We start from the raw sequence: 16,745 nt of genomic DNA, 5'->3' as shown, positions 1-16,745 counted from the left end.
CCGCAAGTCATTCCCATACCCAGCCGCCCCAACACGTTTCATTCTCTTATTATGTCAAATGCTCTAGTGGTCCTGCCAGCCGCTCATATGTGGAGCAAAACTGGGCTTCGGTGGCGTCGTCCCAGCTGGTGAGTCCAGCGTACTCTGCCCGGCGCGGCTGCCCAAACAGACTTTTGCTCATGTCATAGGCGGTACTGCGCACAAAGCCCGCTCCCTCCAGCGCTGCCGAGAGCTCGTCCCTGACTTTCTGAGGATGGGCGTCCAGATAGACCCGCAGTGGCTCAGGCCGCCGCTCCCGGAGTGCCCGCAGCAGCTGCCCCCCACTGGCCCAGCCCAGTGGCGCAAAAGCCCTGTACAAATTTGCCGTCCGAGACGCCCAATCCTGCCACAATCTCGCCGGAACCGCCGCGCATCACCAGAAATTCGCTGGCCAGTTCTTCGCGCTCCACTGGACTGAAGGGCCGCAGGATGGCTGCCGCCCGTCCTTCTGGGTCTGCCATCCCATAAAAGCGCTGCTGAGCCGCGAAATAAGCTGGCAATTCCTGGGCAAAGAGTGGGGTCACCGTGGTCATCTCAAAAGAATGTAGAGGGAGTCATGCCACTTGACCTCTGCCAAATGGCGTAGGAGGCAAGCTTTTTCCCCACCTTCTTCCCTACGTTCATCAGAGCCGGGCCGGAACGAAGACGCCACGGACCGCGTCCCAGCGCAGCCGGTAGATGGGCACGCGGGCACCGTCTGCCTCTACAAAGACCCTGAGCTCGGTTCCCTGCTCAGGCAACTGCACATCCAGCCATAGTTCCCCCTGCACGCCGCTGGCTTGCCGGAACGCCTGGACCCGCACCGAAGCGTCGGCCCGGACTGCCGCAGGCAAGCCCGGTTTGACCTCTGTCCAGGGCTGGCCCCGGTAGGGCACACCGATTCGCCAGAACTTTTCGTCCCTGACCTGCCCGCTCACGTAGCGGTGAACATAAAGGTCGCTGGTCCCGCAGGGCCAATCGCCGCAGCCCAGCACGTTGGCCCGGTAGTCCCAGTCCAGAAGCATCAAGCCGCGCCCATCACGGCTCCACCAGACTTCCAGCTGGGCGCGGTAGTTGCCCTTGACCCAAAGTCCAGACGCGGACGGGTCATCCAGCTGCGCTGCTGGGAGGTCTTGCAGCAGCAGGCAATAGACGTTACCTATGCACCCAGGGCCTGCCGGAGTGGCGGCCAACCGAACCAGGCGGCTCAGGGTAGGCCGCATTTGTGGCTGCGACTGAGCATAGACCTGGGCCTGCACGCCTGAACTCGGAAGCGCCGCAGCAGAACACAGTCCAGCGCAGACCAGAGCTGCCAGGAGAACTCTAGGAGACATGATTCAGGGTATGCCAGAGCGGGGCTGAGGAAAAGAACTGCGGCGGACCGCTCCATCAGCCCGCCCCGCCTCCCCTATGCTGGCCCCATGACCGAGCGCATCCCCGGCAGTGAACCCAGCGGCCTTAACCGCCTGGGCGGCGAGTCCAGCCCTTATCTGCGTCAGCACGCGGACAACCCGGTCCATTGGTGGCCCTGGGGAGACGAGGCGTTTGCCGAAGCCCGGCAGCGCGGCGTGCCGGTACTGCTGAGCATCGGCTACAGCACCTGCCACTGGTGCCACGTGATGGCGCACGAGTCGTTCGAGGACGCGGCCACAGCGGTGCAGATGAACCGCGACTTTGTAAATATCAAGGTGGACCGCGAAGAAAGACCCGACGTGGACGGCATCTACATGGCCGCCACCCAGGCGATGACCGGGCAGGGCGGCTGGCCGATGACGGTGTTTTTGAACCATGACCGCCAGCCGTTTCATGCCGGCACCTATTACCCGCCGCACGAGGGGCTGGGCATGCCATCCTTCCGCCGGGTCATGGGGGCCGTGACCGACGCCTGGCAGCACCGCCGCGCCGACCTGGACGCCAATGCTCAGGCGCTGACCGAACACATCCAGGCGCTCAGCGAACCGCGCCGGGCAGCGCAGGACTGGCCGCAGGGTCTGCTGGACCTGCCGCTGCAAGTCTTGCCGCAACTGTTTGACCAGGCACACGGGGGATTTGGCGGCGCGCCCAAGTTCCCGGCCCCCACCACACTGGATTTCCTGCTCAAGTCCGGCGATGAGCAGGGCCAGGCGATGGCGCTGCTCACCCTGCGGCAGATGGGGCGCGGGGGGATTTACGACCAACTGGGCGGCGGGTTTCACCGCTACTCGGTAGATGACCGCTGGCTGGTGCCGCACTTCGAGAAGATGCTGTACGACAATGCCCAGCTGACCCGCACCCTGCTGGCGGCCTATCAGGTGAGCGGGGAAGCCGAGTTCGCCCGGCTGGCCCGCGAGACACTGGGTTACTTGGAGCGGGAAATGCGGCACCCGGCGGGCGGCTTTTACTCTGCCCAGGACGCCGATACACAGGGCGTAGAGGGCCTCACCTTTACCTGGACCCCTGCCGAGTTACAGGAGGTGCTGGGCGCGGAGGATGCCGCCTGGGTCGCCGCCCACTACGGTGTGACCGAGCAGGGCAATTTTGAAGACCCCCACCGCCGCGACGCAGGCCGCCGCACAGTCCTCTCGCAGGTGGGGCCACTGACCGCTGAGCAGCGAGCACGCCTGCCGGAGCTGCGCGCCCGCCTGCTGGCCGCCCGTGCAGCGCGCCCCCAGCCGCACCGTGACGACAAGGTCCTCACCTCATGGAACGGCCTGGCCCTGGCCGCTTTGGCCGATGCGGCGCGCATTCTAGGCGAGTCGCATTGGCTGGACCTAGCCCGCGAGAATGCCGCCTGGGTGCGGAGTACCATGCGCCAGCCGGACGGCACCCTCTGGCACAGCTGGCTGGACGCTCAGGCCCCCAAGGTCGAAGGGCTGCTGGAAGACCACGCCCTGTACGGCCTGGGATTGACCGCGCTGTATCAGGCGAGCGGTGAGCTGGAGTATCTGGAGTGGGCACGGGAACTATGGGAAATCGTGCGGCGCGATTTCTGGGATGAAAGCGCCGGACTCTTCCGTTCCAGCGGGGGCCGGGCCGAACCCCTGCTGACCCGTCAGAGCAGTGCCTTTGACTCGGCCATCATCAGCGACAATGCTGCCGCCGCGCTGCTGGGGCTGTGGATACACCGCTACTGGGGTGATGAAGCGGGTAAGCAACTGGCCCGCCGCACCGTATCCAGCCACCTGACCGAACTGGCGCAGGCCCCGCACGGCATGGGCGGACTGTGGCAGGCAGCAGCCATGCTGGAGGCCCCACACACCGAACTCGCCATCATCGGCACGCCAGGGGAGCGTGCTCCACTGGAACGGGTCGCCGCCAGGTTCCTGCTGCCCTATGTGGCCCTGGCCCCAGCGGGCGCCCCACGGGGCCTGCCGGTGCTGAAAGGCCGCGAAGGAGGCGGCACTGCTTATCTGTGTGTGAACCGGGCCTGCCAGCTGCCCGTGCGGGACGCAGAGGGACTAGAGGCACAGCTGGCAGGGTTATAGGTAGAGCGCAGAAAGATACCGATTGAAGGGTGAAAAGCTGGTCTTGGCTCCACCCTTGGTCCACCTACCATCGGCGCAGCGTAACCATCAACCGTCAACGCTGCCCGGCCCTTACCGCTTCCAGCGCACTCCGTCTTTGGTGTCCTCCACCGTAATGCCTACTTCGCTCAGCGTGTCGCGCAGCTCGTCGGCCTCGGCGTACTGCTTTTGCAGGCGGTAGTTCTGGCGGGCCTTGAGAACCAGTTCCATCAGGGCGTCCACCACCGGGGTGTCATCTTGCGCGGGGGCCGCGCCGCTCCCTTCGGCAAACAGGCCCAGCACGTCGCCGCCGAGCGTGCGGTAAGCCGCCTGCGCCCGTTCCAGTGTGTCGTGACCGACCGGGCCAGCGTTCAGGGCGGTGTTGACCTCGGCGGTCAGGCCGAACAGCGCCGCCACCGCTTTGGGTGTGTTGAAATCGTCGCGCATGGCGTCCTCGAATTCCTGCACGCGGGCGGCGATTTTGGCGTCCAGGGCGGCATCAGCTCCGGCGGGCGCGTCATTCAAGCGGCGCTCAATTTCTGCGAGGGCATCCACCATGCGGCGGTAACCGTTCGCCGCGCTGGCGAAGGCTTCCTCGTTCATCTCGGTCACGCTGCGGTAGTGGCTCGATACCAGCAGAAACCGCACCACCATCGGCTCGTGCTTGTGCAGGATGTCCTCAATGGTCGTGAAGTTGCCTTTGCTCTTGGACATCTTCTCGCCGCCGATGGTCAGCATGTTGTTGTGCATCCAGTAACGGGCAAAGTGGTGGCCTGCCGCCTCCGCCTGGGCAATTTCGGCCTCGTGGTGGGGGAATTGCAGGTCCAGGCCGCCGCCGTGAATGTCGAAGCCTTCGCCGAGGTACTTCAGGCTCATGGCCGAGCATTCGATGTGCCAGCCGGGAAAGCCCACGCTCCAGGGCGAGTCCCAGCGCATCAGGTGTTCTGGCTCAGCCTTTTTCCACAGCGCGAAGTCGCGGGGGTCGCGCTTTTCCTCGCGCACGGCTTCACGGGTGCCCTCCTCCTGGTCGTCCAGCTTGCGGCCCGAGAGTTTGCCGTATTCGGGCCAGCTGCGCACGTCGAAGTAGACACTGCCCGCCGATTCGTAGGCATGGCCGCGCTCAATCAGTTCCTCAATCAGCTTGATCTGCTCCTGAATGTGGCCGGTGGCGCGGGGGTTGATGGAGGGGCGCAAGACGTTCAGGGCGTCCATGTCCTTGAAAAACGACCAGAAATACTTGTCGGCGACTTCCATCGGCTCAAGCTGCTCCAGCCGGGCGCGGGCCTGCAACTTGTCCTCACCGTCGTCCGAATCATTTTGCAGGTGGCCCACATCGGTGATGTTGGCGACGTAGCGCACCCGGTAGCCAAAGTGCATCAAGGCGCGGCGAATCACGTCAAAAGCGACTTCCTTTTTGGCGTGGCCTAGGTGCGCGTCGCTGTATACGGTAGGGCCACACAGATACATGCCGACGTGCCCAGGCGTGGTGGGCACAAACGGAACTTTCTGTCGCTGCATGGTGTCGTAGAGCTGGATATCGGGGTCGGGCGAGGTGTGTCGGGTCATGGAAAGTCCTTTGGGGTCTAAGGGTCGGAGGGTCTAAAGGTCCAGGCGTAAGAAACAAAAAACCGCGCCTCAGTCCACAGGGGAAAGGGGCGCGGCAAAGCAGAAATGCTGCTTACCGCGTCGGGAGGCAACACAGGGCGTTCATGCGGGCAGTCTAGCGCAAGACCGCCAGCGGGACAGCATCCACAGAGATAGAAATATATATGCGTCTTTAGGTATAAAATTCCAACAACTTGGCGGTCATCTTGCCGAACCCATGAGCACAAGCCAGAGGGCAACCGCCAAACACTATATCGCTCTCGCTCTCCCTGAGCGCTGTTGCCGCACGGATACAGGCCCACTCTCCCCCTTGACGCCCCTTGCATCTTTATGAATACTGTTTCTACTCTCTGGCGGCCCCGCGCTATGCTAGAGAACGCCAGTCTTTCCGGCATCCAGCCCGTTTTTTGGGCATTCACCTGACCGCCGGAGACCACATCCAAACCCATTCATTCAGCGGTGCCTATGACTCAGGGCCGCCAAGGAGACACCCATGAACCAGCAAGACTACATTGCCCTAGAAGACCAATACGGAGCCCACAACTACCACCCGCTGCCGGTGGTGCTGGCACGCGGAGAAGGAGCCAAAGTCTGGGACACCGACGGCAAAGAGTACTTTGATTTTCTGAGTGCCTACTCCGCCGTCAACCAGGGCCACTGTCACCCCAAAATCGTGGGGGCGATGGTGGAGCAGGCCCAGACCCTGACCCTGACCAGCCGGGCCTTTCACAACGACCAGCTGGGCAAGTACGAGAAGTTCGTGTGCGACTACTTCGGCTTTGACAAAGTGCTTCCGATGAACACCGGCGCGGAAGCCGTGGAAACCGCCATCAAGCTGGCCCGCAAGTGGGCTTATGAAGTGAGCGGCATTCCCGAGAACGAAGCGCAGATCATCGTCTGTGAGAACAACTTCCACGGGCGCACCACCACCATCATCAGCTTTTCCAATGATGAGAACGCCCGCCGCTCTTTTGGCCCTTACACGGACGGCTTTATTCGCATTGCGTACGATGACCTGGACGCGCTCAAAGCCGCGCTAGAAGCGAACAAGGGCCGCGTAGCAGGCTTTTTGGTCGAGCCGATTCAGGGCGAGGCAGGCGTCTATGTACCGAGCGAAGGCTACCTGAAAGGAGCTAAGGAACTGTGCGAGCAGTACGGCACCCTATTTATTGCTGACGAAGTGCAGACCGGCATCAGCCGCACCGGCAAGCGTCTGGCCGTGGACCACGAGAATGTCAAGCCCGACATCCTGATTCTGGGCAAAGCGATTTCGGGCGGCGTGTATCCGGTCAGCGCCGTGCTGGCCGACAACGCCGTGATGAATGTCATCAAACCCGGTCAACACGGCTCCACGTTCGGGGGCAACCCGGTGGCCGCCGCTGTGGCTATGGCCGCCCTGACCGTGGCTGAGGAAGAAAACCTGGCCGAGCGTGCCGAGGAGCTGGGCCAGAAGTTCCGCAGCGAACTTGGCAAGTACATCAAGCAGAGCCAGATTGCCAAGCTGGTACGCGGCAAGGGCCTGCTGAACGCTGTGGTGATCAACGACCACGAGGAAAGCGACACCGCCTGGAACATCTGCATGCGGATGGCTGAAAAGGGCCTGCTCGCCAAGCCCACCCACGGCAACATCATCCGCTTTGCACCGCCGCTGGTCATCAGCGAACAAGACCTGATGCGGGGCGTGAACATCATCACCGAAACCCTGAAGGAATTTGAGGGTGTGGCGCAGGGCCACGTGCCGATGCAGGAAGTGAACCACCCCGAGCACGTCGAGCAAGTCTGATCCCAGCATCTCAACGCAAACGCCGCCGGACGCTAAGCCCGGCGGCATTTCTGTGGTGTGGCAAACGGTGCAGCTGGGTCAGCTCAGCTCCGTGTCGAGTTCTTCTGCTGCTGGCGGCAGTTCACGCCAGAGGGTCATTCGCTCGGTGATGTCCTGCTGAATGCGCCGCACGTTGCCTTCCATCCGTGAGCGGGCGCCTTCCAGTTCCTGACGCAGGCGCATAATTTCTTCTACGCCAGCCAGGTTCACGCCCAACTCCTGGGTCAGCCGCCGGATTTCGCGCAGGTGGTCAATATCACGCTCGGAGTACAGCCGGGTCTTGCCACTGCTGCGGCCAGGACGAATCAGTTCCTTGCGCTCGTACAGCCGCAGGGTCTGCGGGTGCATGTCCACCAGCTCTGCCGCGATGGAAATCACGTACACGGGCCGGTCCTTGGGATCGTCAGGAGCCGGCAGGGCCTTGCTCTGCTGCTGCGAGCGGAGTTCGCCTTCGATGCGCTCAATCTCAGCCTCAAACTCGCCCTGAAGGTCGTCCAGCTCGTGCTGCAAGCGCATCACTTCTTCTACGCCAGCCAGGTTCACGCCCAGCTCCTGGGTCAGTCGCCGGATTTCGCGCAGGTGCTCGATATCGCGCTCGGAATACAGCCGGGTCTTGCCACCACTGCGGCCCGGCTTGATCAGGCCCTTGCGCTCGTACAGCCGCAGGGTCTGGGGATGCATGTCCACCAGCTCCGCCGCCACGGAGATCACGTACACAGGTTTGTTCTTGGTTTCGGCGGGCATAGGAAACAGTATACCGCGCCGTTCAGGACGCTTGAGCGCGTTGCTGTCAGGCTGAAGCAGTCTGGAGAGGCGAAATCCGCCTGGGTGGGGGCCAGCGTCTTCCCGGTCCTCACTTCTTCTAGGCACACCGCCTGGGACGATGCATATGCGAGACTGGGCAGCATGTCCGCACCCCAGCCACCCGCCCCCGCCAATATCAGCTTTAACCCCTGGAAATATCTGGGCTTGGTCGCGCTGCTGTTCGCTGCACTGGTCGGCGGCTGGACCTGGTTTTTGCTGAATCAGGGCCGCGAGGGACGCGCCTATGCCCAGGCTGCGCTGGCAGCAGCGGCGGGGAAGACTCTACCTCCGGAGGGTATCGCCTGCGCTGAGCTGCTGAGCCGTCCTCTGCCAGGTAGCGTAGAGAGTTGTCAGGTCAAACCCGGCACGCCGCCCACCGCTGAGCTGGCCCTGCAAGGCGGACGGCGTGGGGTGCTGCGCGGTCAGTAACCGCCGGGCAAATGCTTTACAGTGGGCCGGATGACCGACCCCCATGCCGACGCTGCCGCTTCTGCGCCCCTGTACTCCCCTGCCCGCGTGAAGGACTTGATGAGCCGCCACGGCATCCGGCCCACCAAGTCGCTGGGGCAGAACTTCCTGATTGACGGCAACATCCTGCGGGCGATTGCCGACGCCGGGGGAGCCGCTGAGGGCGTCAGCGTGCTGGAGGTCGGCCCCGGCCTGGGGGTCCTGACCCGCGAGATGGCCGAGCGCGGCGCGCAGGTCACCACCTTGGAAAAAGACCAGGGCCTGCGCCCAGTGCTGGAAGAAACGCTTGAGGGGCTGGACGTAAACATCATCTGGGGCGACGCGCTGGACTTTGATTACGCTTCGCTACCCGCCGGAACTCGTGTGATTGCCAACCTGCCCTATTACATCACTGGGCCGCTGCTGTCACGCTTCATGCGGGCACCCAGCATCGTTTCGGCCACAGTCCTTGTACAAAAAGAAGTGGCCCAGCGTCTCGCCTCTCAGCCGGGCGACGACAACTACGGCTTCCTGACGGCACTGGCGCACCTATATGGCACGGTGCGTCCGGTCCGTGATGTTCCCAAGGGTTCGTTTATTCCAGCGCCCGCAGTAACAAGCTCAGTGGTGCGGCTGGACTTTGACCGCTCTCGGCCACAGCCCAGCGAAGCCTATATCCGGCTGATTGACGCCGCGCTGCACCACCGCCGCAAGACCCTGCGCAACAACTTGAAAATGGCCGGTCATCCCGTAGACCGCGCCGTGGCCGCCATCGAGGCCGCTGGCCTGCGCCCCGACGTCCGCGCCGAAGACGTTCCACTGGCCCAAATGCGGCTGCTGGCCGACGCGCTGGGCGTGGACTAGACGCAGAAGGCCGAAAGCACCTGGCCTCCTTTCCACCTTCTACTTGCTCCTCCTCCTTTTCCGTATTGGTTGTCTCCAAAGGGGTGACACAAAAAGACCTTTCGTGACCTGCGCTGTTACGGGGTTTGCGCCGTCAGCCCGCTATCATGGAGCCATACCCCACACCATTCACAAGGGGAAAAGGAGAAGACTCATGGCAGAACAAGCGAAGAACCTGTTTGGTGCCCGTGACGTGCTGGGCGAGCACGCCGGCCAGAAGCTGTACTACTACCGCCTGGACAAGCTGAAGGAAAAAGGCTTTGAGGTGGACCGCCTGCCCTTCAGCATCAAGGTGCTGCTCGAGAGCGTGCTGCGCGAAGCCAACGACTACGACGTGCGCCGTGAAGACGTGGAAACCGTGGCGGGCTGGAGCCCCAAGAACGAGGAAGTCGAGATTCCCTTCAAGCCCGCCCGCGTGATCCTGCAGGACTTTACCGGCGTGCCTGCTGTGGTGGACCTGGCCTCCATGCGCGAAGCCATGAAGACCGTAGGCGGCGACCCCGACAAGATCAATCCGCTGATTCCTGTGGACCTGGTGATTGATCACTCGGTGCAGGTGGACGTGTTCGGCACCGAATGGGCGCTGCAAAGCAACATGGACATCGAATTCGAGCGCAACCGCGAGCGTTACGAGTTCCTGCGCTGGGGCCAGCAGGCCTTCGACAACTTCGGCGTGGTGCCGCCCGCTTCGGGCATCGTTCACCAGGTGAACCTGGAGTACCTGGCACGCGGCGTGCAGAGCCGCCCTGAAGACGACGGCGTGGTCGTGTACCCCGACTCGCTGGTCGGCACCGACTCCCACACCACCATGATCAACGGCCTGGGCATCGTGGGCTGGGGCGTGGGCGGTATTGAAGCCGAAGCCGTCATGCTCGGCCAGCCCATCTACATGCTGATGCCCGAAGTGGTGGGGTTCAAAATTACCGGCGAAATGCCCGAAGGGGCCACCGCCACCGACCTCGCGCTGCGCGTGACCCAGATGCTGCGCGAAAAAGGCGTGGTGGGCAAGTTCGTGGAATTCTACGGGGCTGGCCTGAGCAACATGACGCTGCCTGACCGCGCCACGATTGCCAACATGGCTCCCGAATACGGCGCGACCATGGGCTTTTTCCCCGTGGACGACGAAGCGCTGCGCTACCTGCGCCGCACCGGACGCGTCGAGGACGAAGTGGAATTGGTTGAGCAGTACTGCAAGGCGCAGGGTCTGTTCCGCACCGACGAAACCCCCGACCCCGTGTTCACTGACACCATTGAGCTGGACCTGGGCACCATCGTTCCCAGCCTGGCCGGTCCCAAGCGCCCGCAGGACCGCGTGAACCTGAGCGACATGCACACCGAGTTTGCCGAGGCGCTGACCGCTCCTGTGAGCCAGCGCGGCTTTGAGCTGAGCGAAGACCAGCTGGAGAGCAAAGGCACGATCACCGGCACCGACCTGCAAATCGGGCACGGCGCAGTGACGTTGGCCTCTATCACCTCCTGCACCAACACTTCCAACCCCAGCGTGCTGATCGCCGCTGGCCTGGTCGCCAAGAAGGCTGTGGAGCGGGGACTGAAGGTCAAGCCCTGGGTCAAGACCTCGCTGGCCCCCGGTTCCCGCGTGGTGACCGAGTATCTGGAACAAGCTGGCCTGCAAAGCTACCTGGACCAAATCGGCTTCAACACCGTGGGCTACGGCTGCATGACCTGCATCGGCAACTCCGGCCCGCTGCCTGAGCCGGTGGTGGACGCGATTACCGAGGGCGACCTGGTGGCGGCCAGCGTGCTGTCGGGCAACCGCAACTTCGAAGGCCGCATCAACCCCCACATCCGCGCCAACTATCTCGCCAGTCCTCCCCTGGTGGTGACTTACGCCCTGGCAGGCACCGTGGTGAACGACATCGTGAATGACCCCATCGGTCAGGACGAAAGCGGTAACGATGTCTTCCTTAAAGACGTGTGGCCCAGCAACGCCGAGATTCAGGAGATCTACGACACCGCCATCAACGCGGACATGTTCAAGAAAATCTACGACGGCATCGAGAGCAGCAACGAGCAGTGGAACGCCATCCCCGTCTCTGAAGGCGACCTGTTCGACTGGAAGGAAGACAGCACCTACATCCAGAACCCGCCGTTCTTCGAGGACATTGCGGGCGGCGTGCGCGAAATCAGCGACATCACCGGTGCGCGCGCCCTGGTCAAGGTGGGCGACTCGGTCACCACGGACCACATCTCCCCCGCCGGTTCGTTCAAGGCTGACACCCCCGCCGGCAAATTCCTGATGGACATGGGTGTGGAGCCCAAGGACTTCAACTCCTACGGCAGCCGCCGTGGCAATGACCGCGTGATGACGCGCGGCACCTTCGCCAACATCCGCCTGAAGAACCAACTGGCCCCCGGCACCGAAGGCGGCTTCACCACCGACTTCACCACCGGCCAGGTGACCAGCATCTTTGACGCTGCCCAGAACTACAAGGCCGCTGGCACCCCGCTGCTGGTGTTCGCTGGCAAGGACTACGGCATGGGCTCCAGCCGCGACTGGGCCGCCAAGGGCACCTTCCTGCTGGGCGTCAAGGCCGTGATTGCCGAGAGCTATGAGCGCATTCACCGCTCCAACCTGGTGGGCATGGGCGTGCTGCCGCTGCAGTTCATCAACGGCGAGAACGCCGAGAACCTGGGCATTGAGGGCGACGAGACCTTCAATATCAAGCTGCCTGCCGACCTGAAGCCGCGCCAGAATGTGACCCTGGAAGTCACGGGCAAGGACGGTAACACCCGCAGCCTGACCGTACAGTGCCGCATCGACACGCCCGTCGAGATTGACTACTACAAGAACGGCGGCATCCTGCAAACCGTACTGCGCTCCATCCTGGCGCGGAGCAAAGACGAAGTGAAGGCGTAAACCCAAGCTTTAGATTGAGCCAGCAAGAAACCCCCGCCTGGGAAACTGGGCGGGGGCTTTGCCTTGGGTGAGTTGAAGTTGAAGTGGCATAGGGTTCTAAAGACTGGTGCCATCGTAGAGGTCAGCCAAGCGTTACTCGCACTTTCATATCGCTCTGATACACCTGGCAGCCCTGGGCGCGGGCAGCGGCGTGCAGGGCCACATGCAGGTTGCCAGCAATGACGTTGTACACACGGCTGGCCCCGGCCTGTGCATACAGGAAGCCGTCAATGTAATCGTGGCGGGTGGGATTGTCCTGCTCAGAGCGCAAATACTCCTCGACACTCACCCTGCGGAAAGCTGGCTCCCTCATGGCTCCAGCGTACAAAAGAAGGCCGCTCCCCATCTCTGGAGAGCGGCCCTCAATGATTGACTGCGGCTAGCTCAGCCCTTGAACTCGCGGTCACTAAAGTCGCGGCCACCGCTGCGGCCTCCGCGTGAACCACTGCTGCGCTCGTTGCCAAATCGGTCACTGTTACTGCGGCTACCGCCACGGCTTCCGCTGTCGCGGCTCTCAAAACGGCCACCGCCGCGAGAACCGCCACGGTCACCGAACGAGCGTCCACCACCGCTGCGGCTTCCGCCACTGCGGCCACTGCGGAAGTCGCCTTCGTTGTCGAAGCGGCGACCACGGCCCGTGCCACCGTCGCGGCGTTCGCGGGTCGCCTGCTCGAACAGCTCAGGCAGCTCCTGGGCGACTTCCACACCGATTTCGCCGTCCAGCGGGCTGGCTTTCATCAGGGCTTCCACGTACTGGCTGGGGACATCGGCCACGGCGCCGCCGCGCCACTGGCGCACTTTGCCCAGCTTGCGGCTGTCCACATCGCTGTGGCGGGCCAGCAGGGCCACGGTGCGGGCAATGCTCAGGCGGTCACCATGCAGAATCAGGGTGGTCTGGCCTTCTTCACCGCTCAGCAGGCTGGAAGGAGCCTGGGGCTCGGTCACACCGCTGATCTTGGCGAGGGCACGGGCCAGGGCTTCGGCTCCCATTTCTTCCAGCAACGCTTCGGCCTGCTCCATGAAACCGCTGGCGGCCTCCGCATCCACACGGCGCAGCATTTCAGAGCTGGCGCGGGCGCTGGCCTCCTGCACTTCACGAGGGGTCGGCAGGGGACGCTCGGTAAAGCGCACGCCGGTGACGCGCTCCAGGCCGTTGATGTCGCGCTGCTCACGGTCCCCGTACATGATGATGGCAGTGCCAGCACGCCCGGCGCGTCCGGTACGGCCCGAACGGTGCACGTAGCTTTCAGGGTCCTGCGGCAGGTGATACTGCACCACCAGGTCCACTTCGGGAATATCCAGGCCACGGGCAGCCACATCAGTCGCCACCAGAATAGAAGTGCGGCCAGAGCGGAATGACCCCAGGGCACGCTCACGCTGGTTTTGCGCCAGGTCGCCGTGCAGCGCCTCAGCTTCAAAGCCACGGTGAATCAGCTCCAGCGCCAGCTCGTCGGTTTCGCGCTTGGTGCGGGTAAAGACAATCGCTTTTTCGGGGTTGTAAACGGTCAGCAGGTCAGCCAGCACGCGGGTGCGGCTGCGGCCCACGCGCACCTTGAGGTGCTCCACCGTCTGGGCGGCCTGGCTCTTGCCTTCGCCCACCATGTCCACCACCAGCGGGTCACGCAGGTACTTGCTGGAAATGCGGCGGATTTCGGGGGTCAGTGTGGCGCTGAACAGCAGCGTCTGGCGGCCTTCAGGCGTGGTCTTGAGGATGGTTTCAATGGCGTCCGCAAAACCGACGCTGAGCATCTCGTCGGCTTCATCCAGCACAGCGTACTTGACGTCGCGCAGGTCGAGATTGCCGCGCTCCAAGTGGTCAATCAGACGTCCAGGCGTGCCCACCACCACGTCCACGCCACGGCGCAGAGCATTTTCCTGAGGGCCATAAGCAGCGCCGCCATACACGGTCAGCACGGTCAGCTCACGGCCAGTCTGCTCGAATTCAGCGGCCACCTGGCGGGCCAGTTCGCGGGTCGGGGCCACCACGATGGCGCGGGGCAAACGGCTGCGCTCACGGCTAGGCTCCAGCCCCTGAATGATGGGCAGCGCAAAGGCCAGCGTCTTGCCGGTGCCGGTGCGGGCGCGGCCAATCAGGTCACGGCCTTGCAGGGTGTGCGGCAGGCTCTCGGCCTGAATAGGAGAAGCCTCGGTGATCCCGCGCTCAGCCAGACGCGCCGCCAGAGCGGGCGCGATCAGTTCGTTAAAATTCATTTTTGGTCCTTTCGTGGGAACATGCACCCCGAGGACAGCAAATAACCCTGTGTCGTTTGCCTGCCGTAACCCGCTGTGGGGCCGCCTTGCTCCTTTGGCCGTCTTTGCAGGTCTTTTCCCGTGGGGGACATCTTCCTCTGGAGGGGCCGTGGGGCCGTCAAATCTCCAGGTCAAGAAGGGAAGTATAGCACTCTTTAGGGTGTCTGCCTAGTCGGTGTCGTGGTCAGTGTCTACGCATGCCTGAACAATTCTTTGAGGCATCTGGTATTCGAGGTATCTGGGTAAAGATAGCTGGCATCCTATACGCCTGACCCAGCAGTGCAGCTTCCTGCCTGACTTTTCTGTTTACTTTTCAGCGCCCTGGTCCGGTCCCAAATATCTCTTCTGAAGCAACTTGATCAGCCTGCCCAGCAAGAAGAAAAGCCCGTGCTAGATTGTGTGTGCGTTTCCCGGCGCTTTTTAGCTACGGCCTGCTCGGCAGGGATGGATCACTGTGTCAGCACAGGATTCTGCCCATGTGCAGTGCATGGCCGTCGTCAATGAGAAGGGTCGGACCTGGAGGTTTTTGCGTGAAATTTTTTGTCATCGGCGACGTGAACGTTGACCATATTTATCATCTGGACGAGCTGCCCCAGCTGGGCAAGGAAGTGCATCCGCAGCGAGCGGTCATGCAGCCCGGCGGCTCCGGCGGCACCATGGCTGTGACGTTGGCCCGGCTGGGTCACACCGTCACCCTGGCAACCAGCGTGGGCGACGATCTTTTCGCGGAATATGCGCTCAGTCAGGTGCGGGCCAGTGGCGTGACAGAAAGCGCAGTGCAGACCGCCAGCGACGAGGGCACCAGCACAATCACTGTCATGCAGACCGCCGACGGCCAGCGCACCATGATCAGCTCTGGCGGGGCCAACCGCAGCCTAAGCGTGAGCAAACTGAAGAAAAAGGACATAGAAAGTGCCGACGCCCTGATCATCAGCGCCTATAGCTTGGTCGAAGGCGAACAGCGCGAATACGCGCTCAAGGCCATTGAGTACGCCAAAAAAGCCAAAACCCCCGTGCCGCTGTTCATTGACCTGGGCACCGGCGCAGTCAACAAAGCGGGCCAGGGGCTGATTGACGATGTCTTGCAGGCGGATTACCTCACCCTGAACCAGCACGAGATTCTGGCACTGACCGGGACTTCTTCGATCAGTGCGGCCCTGGCAACCCTGGCCGATGAGGGCCTGCACCACGTGGCCGTCAAGGTGGGGGCCATGGGCTGCATCGTCTGGACGCCCAGCGAGACCGAACTGGTAGATGCGGTCTTGCCGCAGGACGAAGAAGCGCTGGACAGCACCGGCGCAGGCGACACCTTCACAGCAGTGTTCGCCCACGCCGTGATGGGTGGGCAGCCCCTCAAGGCTGCAGCCCGGATGGCGAACGCCGCTGGGGGCCTGGCCGCCACCCGTCTGGGCGCACAGGTTCGGCACATCACCGCTGAGGATTTGGCTCCCTACGCCGACTGATCCTCTACCCACTGACTGTGGTTCCGCCTGGCGATTCCCTGGCGAAATTGATGGAAGCGTGGGCGATGTTCAGCAATCAGAGACAAAAATAGTTGTTGTGCCGCCCTTCCTGGCACTTCTCGGCGAAACGTGATCTATGTCATAGGAATGTAAGATTTTCTGCCTATGATGGAAGACGAGCGGTGAAGCCACCCTCATTCTTACCTCACAAGGCCGCGCACCTTCCCCCCCCTGAGCGCGGCCTTGTTTTTTTGTGTTTTTCGGTCTTGCCGGAGCATAGCTCACTGTGACGCCAGGGCGCATCACAACAGAGAGACGAACCGGCCGGGGCGCACACCAAGAAATGTTCAACCCGTGCCCGCAAAGTTAGACCATGCAGGCGGGTTAAAATCTGGGCTATGTTGCCGCCAATTGTCAGCCAGATTATGGACAACTTCAATTTCGACGTGAACCCCGAGCTGAGCCGGGAACAAAACGCCGAAGAAGTCATCAAGAGTGCCGCCCTGCTGTCAGGGGCCGTGTCTATTGAGCCTTTACCTTTTGCCGACATGCTGATTCTGACGCCTCTCCAGGCCAAGATGGTGCTGCACATCGGCAAGATCTACGGGTTCGATATCACCCCAGAGCGCTCGGCTGAGATTGCCCGTGAGCTGGGGGCCACGGTGGCCTACGGCATGGCGGCCCGGCAGTTCATGCGTAGCGTTGCCAAAATCGCTCTGCCGGTAGTAGGCGGTGTCGTGACTGCGCCGCTGGTGTATGGCTGGACTTACGCTCTGGGCCGCATGGCACAGACCTACTTCGAGCGCAAGATCCAGGGCCTGCCGTTCCATAAGGAAGACCAGGTCCAAGTGGTGCAGGAAGCCAAGCAGCAAAGCCGCCGCGTCCTGCCCAGCAGCCAGGATTTCAGCGAACTGGCCGAAGAGCTTCGCCGCCGCGCCAAAGAGCGCGAACAGAGCGGCAAAAACACCGGCCAAGACAGCCAGGATATTCAGAGCCGCTGAATATTCTCTCCTGGTACGACAAGCAAGGCCTCT

At 62.7% G+C, this 16,745-nt stretch carries 14 protein-coding genes; 7 read left to right on the top strand and 7 right to left on the bottom strand.

Annotated features, from left to right (window positions below; all coding sequences use genetic code 11):
- Positions 1-49: 49 nt before the first annotated feature.
- The 3 genes from IE158_RS09430 to IE158_RS09420 form a co-directional block, all read right to left on the bottom strand.
- Complete coding sequence (locus tag IE158_RS09430; RefSeq protein WP_189643417.1) at positions 50-358, bottom strand: hypothetical protein; 309 nt, start codon at positions 356-358, stop codon at positions 50-52.
- Entirely contained in the window at positions 282-572 is a 291-nt protein-coding gene (locus IE158_RS09425) for a hypothetical protein (protein WP_189643416.1), read from the bottom strand. The genes IE158_RS09430 and IE158_RS09425 overlap by 77 nt, the downstream gene beginning before the upstream one ends.
- A 90-nt stretch (positions 573-662) precedes the next feature.
- Positions 663-1,352 (bottom strand): hypothetical protein, encoded by a 690-nt coding sequence (locus IE158_RS09420; RefSeq protein WP_189643415.1) that lies wholly within the window; start codon positions 1,350-1,352, stop codon positions 663-665.
- Between the two features lie 87 nt (positions 1,353-1,439).
- Between IE158_RS09420 and IE158_RS09415 the strand changes: the two genes are divergently transcribed.
- Positions 1,440-3,482, top strand: a complete 2,043-nt coding sequence (locus IE158_RS09415; RefSeq protein WP_189643414.1) for a thioredoxin domain-containing protein — start codon at positions 1,440-1,442, stop codon at positions 3,480-3,482.
- Between the two features lie 111 nt (positions 3,483-3,593).
- Here IE158_RS09415 and cysS read toward each other — a convergent pair whose 3' ends face one another.
- Positions 3,594-5,066 (bottom strand): cysteine--tRNA ligase, encoded by a 1,473-nt coding sequence (gene cysS / locus IE158_RS09410; RefSeq protein WP_189643413.1) that lies wholly within the window; start codon positions 5,064-5,066, stop codon positions 3,594-3,596.
- A gap of 532 nt (positions 5,067-5,598) precedes the next feature.
- Between cysS and rocD the strand changes: the two genes are divergently transcribed.
- Positions 5,599-6,888: an ornithine--oxo-acid transaminase gene (gene rocD / locus IE158_RS09405; protein ID WP_189643412.1), complete on the top strand. Its 1,290-nt coding sequence runs from the start codon at positions 5,599-5,601 to the stop codon at positions 6,886-6,888.
- Positions 6,889-6,966: 78 nt separating this feature from the next.
- Here the strand turns inward: rocD and hspR are convergent, their stop codons facing one another.
- Positions 6,967-7,671 carry a heat shock protein transcriptional repressor HspR, fused homodimer type gene (hspR, locus tag IE158_RS09400; RefSeq protein WP_189643411.1) on the bottom strand — a complete coding sequence of 235 codons (705 nt, stop codon included), beginning with the start codon at positions 7,669-7,671 and terminating at the stop codon, positions 6,967-6,969.
- Between the two features lie 162 nt (positions 7,672-7,833).
- On the opposite strand from hspR, the gene IE158_RS09395 reads away from it, so the two are divergent.
- From IE158_RS09395 to acnA, 3 genes are all read left to right on the top strand, one after another.
- The gene (locus IE158_RS09395; protein WP_189643410.1) at positions 7,834-8,160 is read left to right on the top strand and encodes a hypothetical protein; all 327 of its coding nucleotides are present in this window, start codon (positions 7,834-7,836) and stop codon (positions 8,158-8,160) included.
- Between the two features lie 30 nt (positions 8,161-8,190).
- On the top strand, positions 8,191-9,042 hold the full coding sequence (rsmA, locus tag IE158_RS09390) for a 16S rRNA (adenine(1518)-N(6)/adenine(1519)-N(6))-dimethyltransferase RsmA (protein WP_189643409.1): 852 nt from the start codon (positions 8,191-8,193) through the stop codon (positions 9,040-9,042).
- A 193-nt stretch (positions 9,043-9,235) separates the two neighbouring features.
- Entirely contained in the window at positions 9,236-11,959 is a 2,724-nt protein-coding gene (gene acnA, locus IE158_RS09385; RefSeq protein ID WP_189643408.1) for an aconitate hydratase AcnA, read from the top strand.
- A gap of 121 nt (positions 11,960-12,080) precedes the next feature.
- Here the strand turns inward: acnA and IE158_RS09380 are convergent, their stop codons facing one another.
- The gene (locus tag IE158_RS09380) at positions 12,081-12,311 is read right to left on the bottom strand and encodes a Uma2 family endonuclease (RefSeq protein WP_189643407.1); all 231 of its coding nucleotides are present in this window, start codon (positions 12,309-12,311) and stop codon (positions 12,081-12,083) included.
- A gap of 71 nt (positions 12,312-12,382) precedes the next feature.
- The gene (locus IE158_RS09375) at positions 12,383-14,209 is read right to left on the bottom strand and encodes a DEAD/DEAH box helicase (RefSeq protein WP_189643406.1); all 1,827 of its coding nucleotides are present in this window, start codon (positions 14,207-14,209) and stop codon (positions 12,383-12,385) included.
- 569 nt (positions 14,210-14,778) lie between these two features.
- Between IE158_RS09375 and IE158_RS09370 the strand changes: the two genes are divergently transcribed.
- Together IE158_RS09370 and IE158_RS09365 are read left to right on the top strand one after the other, a co-directional pair.
- Positions 14,779-15,711, top strand: coding sequence for a carbohydrate kinase family protein (locus tag IE158_RS09370; RefSeq protein WP_189643405.1), 933 nt, complete (start codon positions 14,779-14,781; stop codon positions 15,709-15,711).
- A gap of 398 nt (positions 15,712-16,109) precedes the next feature.
- A complete protein-coding gene (locus tag IE158_RS09365) occupies positions 16,110-16,712 on the top strand; it encodes a YcjF family protein (RefSeq protein WP_189643404.1) in 603 nt (200 codons plus the stop codon).
- The last annotated feature ends 33 nt before the right edge of the window (positions 16,713-16,745 follow it).

This window comes from Deinococcus piscis, assembly GCF_014653275.1.
Taxonomy (GTDB): domain Bacteria; phylum Deinococcota; class Deinococci; order Deinococcales; family Deinococcaceae; genus Deinococcus; species Deinococcus piscis.
This window is presented reverse-complemented; position numbering and strand designations above follow the sequence as displayed.

Excerpts from the sequence above, each read along its gene's own strand:
- IE158_RS09365 (WP_189643404.1), top strand. The coding sequence starts at position 16,110 with ATGTTGCCGCCAATTGTCAGCCAGATTATGGACAACTTCAATTTCGAC.
- IE158_RS09420 (WP_189643415.1), bottom strand. The coding sequence starts at position 1,352 with ATGTCTCCTAGAGTTCTCCTGGCAGCTCTGGTCTGCGCTGGACTGTGT.
- IE158_RS09395 (WP_189643410.1), top strand. The coding sequence starts at position 7,834 with ATGTCCGCACCCCAGCCACCCGCCCCCGCCAATATCAGCTTTAACCCC.
- rsmA (WP_189643409.1), top strand. The coding sequence starts at position 8,191 with ATGACCGACCCCCATGCCGACGCTGCCGCTTCTGCGCCCCTGTACTCC.
- rocD (WP_189643412.1), top strand. The coding sequence starts at position 5,599 with ATGAACCAGCAAGACTACATTGCCCTAGAAGACCAATACGGAGCCCAC.
- IE158_RS09415 (WP_189643414.1), top strand. The coding sequence starts at position 1,440 with ATGACCGAGCGCATCCCCGGCAGTGAACCCAGCGGCCTTAACCGCCTG.
- cysS (WP_189643413.1), bottom strand. The coding sequence starts at position 5,066 with ATGACCCGACACACCTCGCCCGACCCCGATATCCAGCTCTACGACACC.
- IE158_RS09425 (WP_189643416.1), bottom strand. The coding sequence starts at position 572 with ATGACCACGGTGACCCCACTCTTTGCCCAGGAATTGCCAGCTTATTTC.
- IE158_RS09375 (WP_189643406.1), bottom strand. The coding sequence starts at position 14,209 with ATGAATTTTAACGAACTGATCGCGCCCGCTCTGGCGGCGCGTCTGGCT.
- hspR (WP_189643411.1), bottom strand. The coding sequence starts at position 7,671 with ATGCCCGCCGAAACCAAGAACAAACCTGTGTACGTGATCTCCGTGGCG.
- acnA (WP_189643408.1), top strand. The coding sequence starts at position 9,236 with ATGGCAGAACAAGCGAAGAACCTGTTTGGTGCCCGTGACGTGCTGGGC.
- IE158_RS09380 (WP_189643407.1), bottom strand. The coding sequence starts at position 12,311 with ATGAGGGAGCCAGCTTTCCGCAGGGTGAGTGTCGAGGAGTATTTGCGC.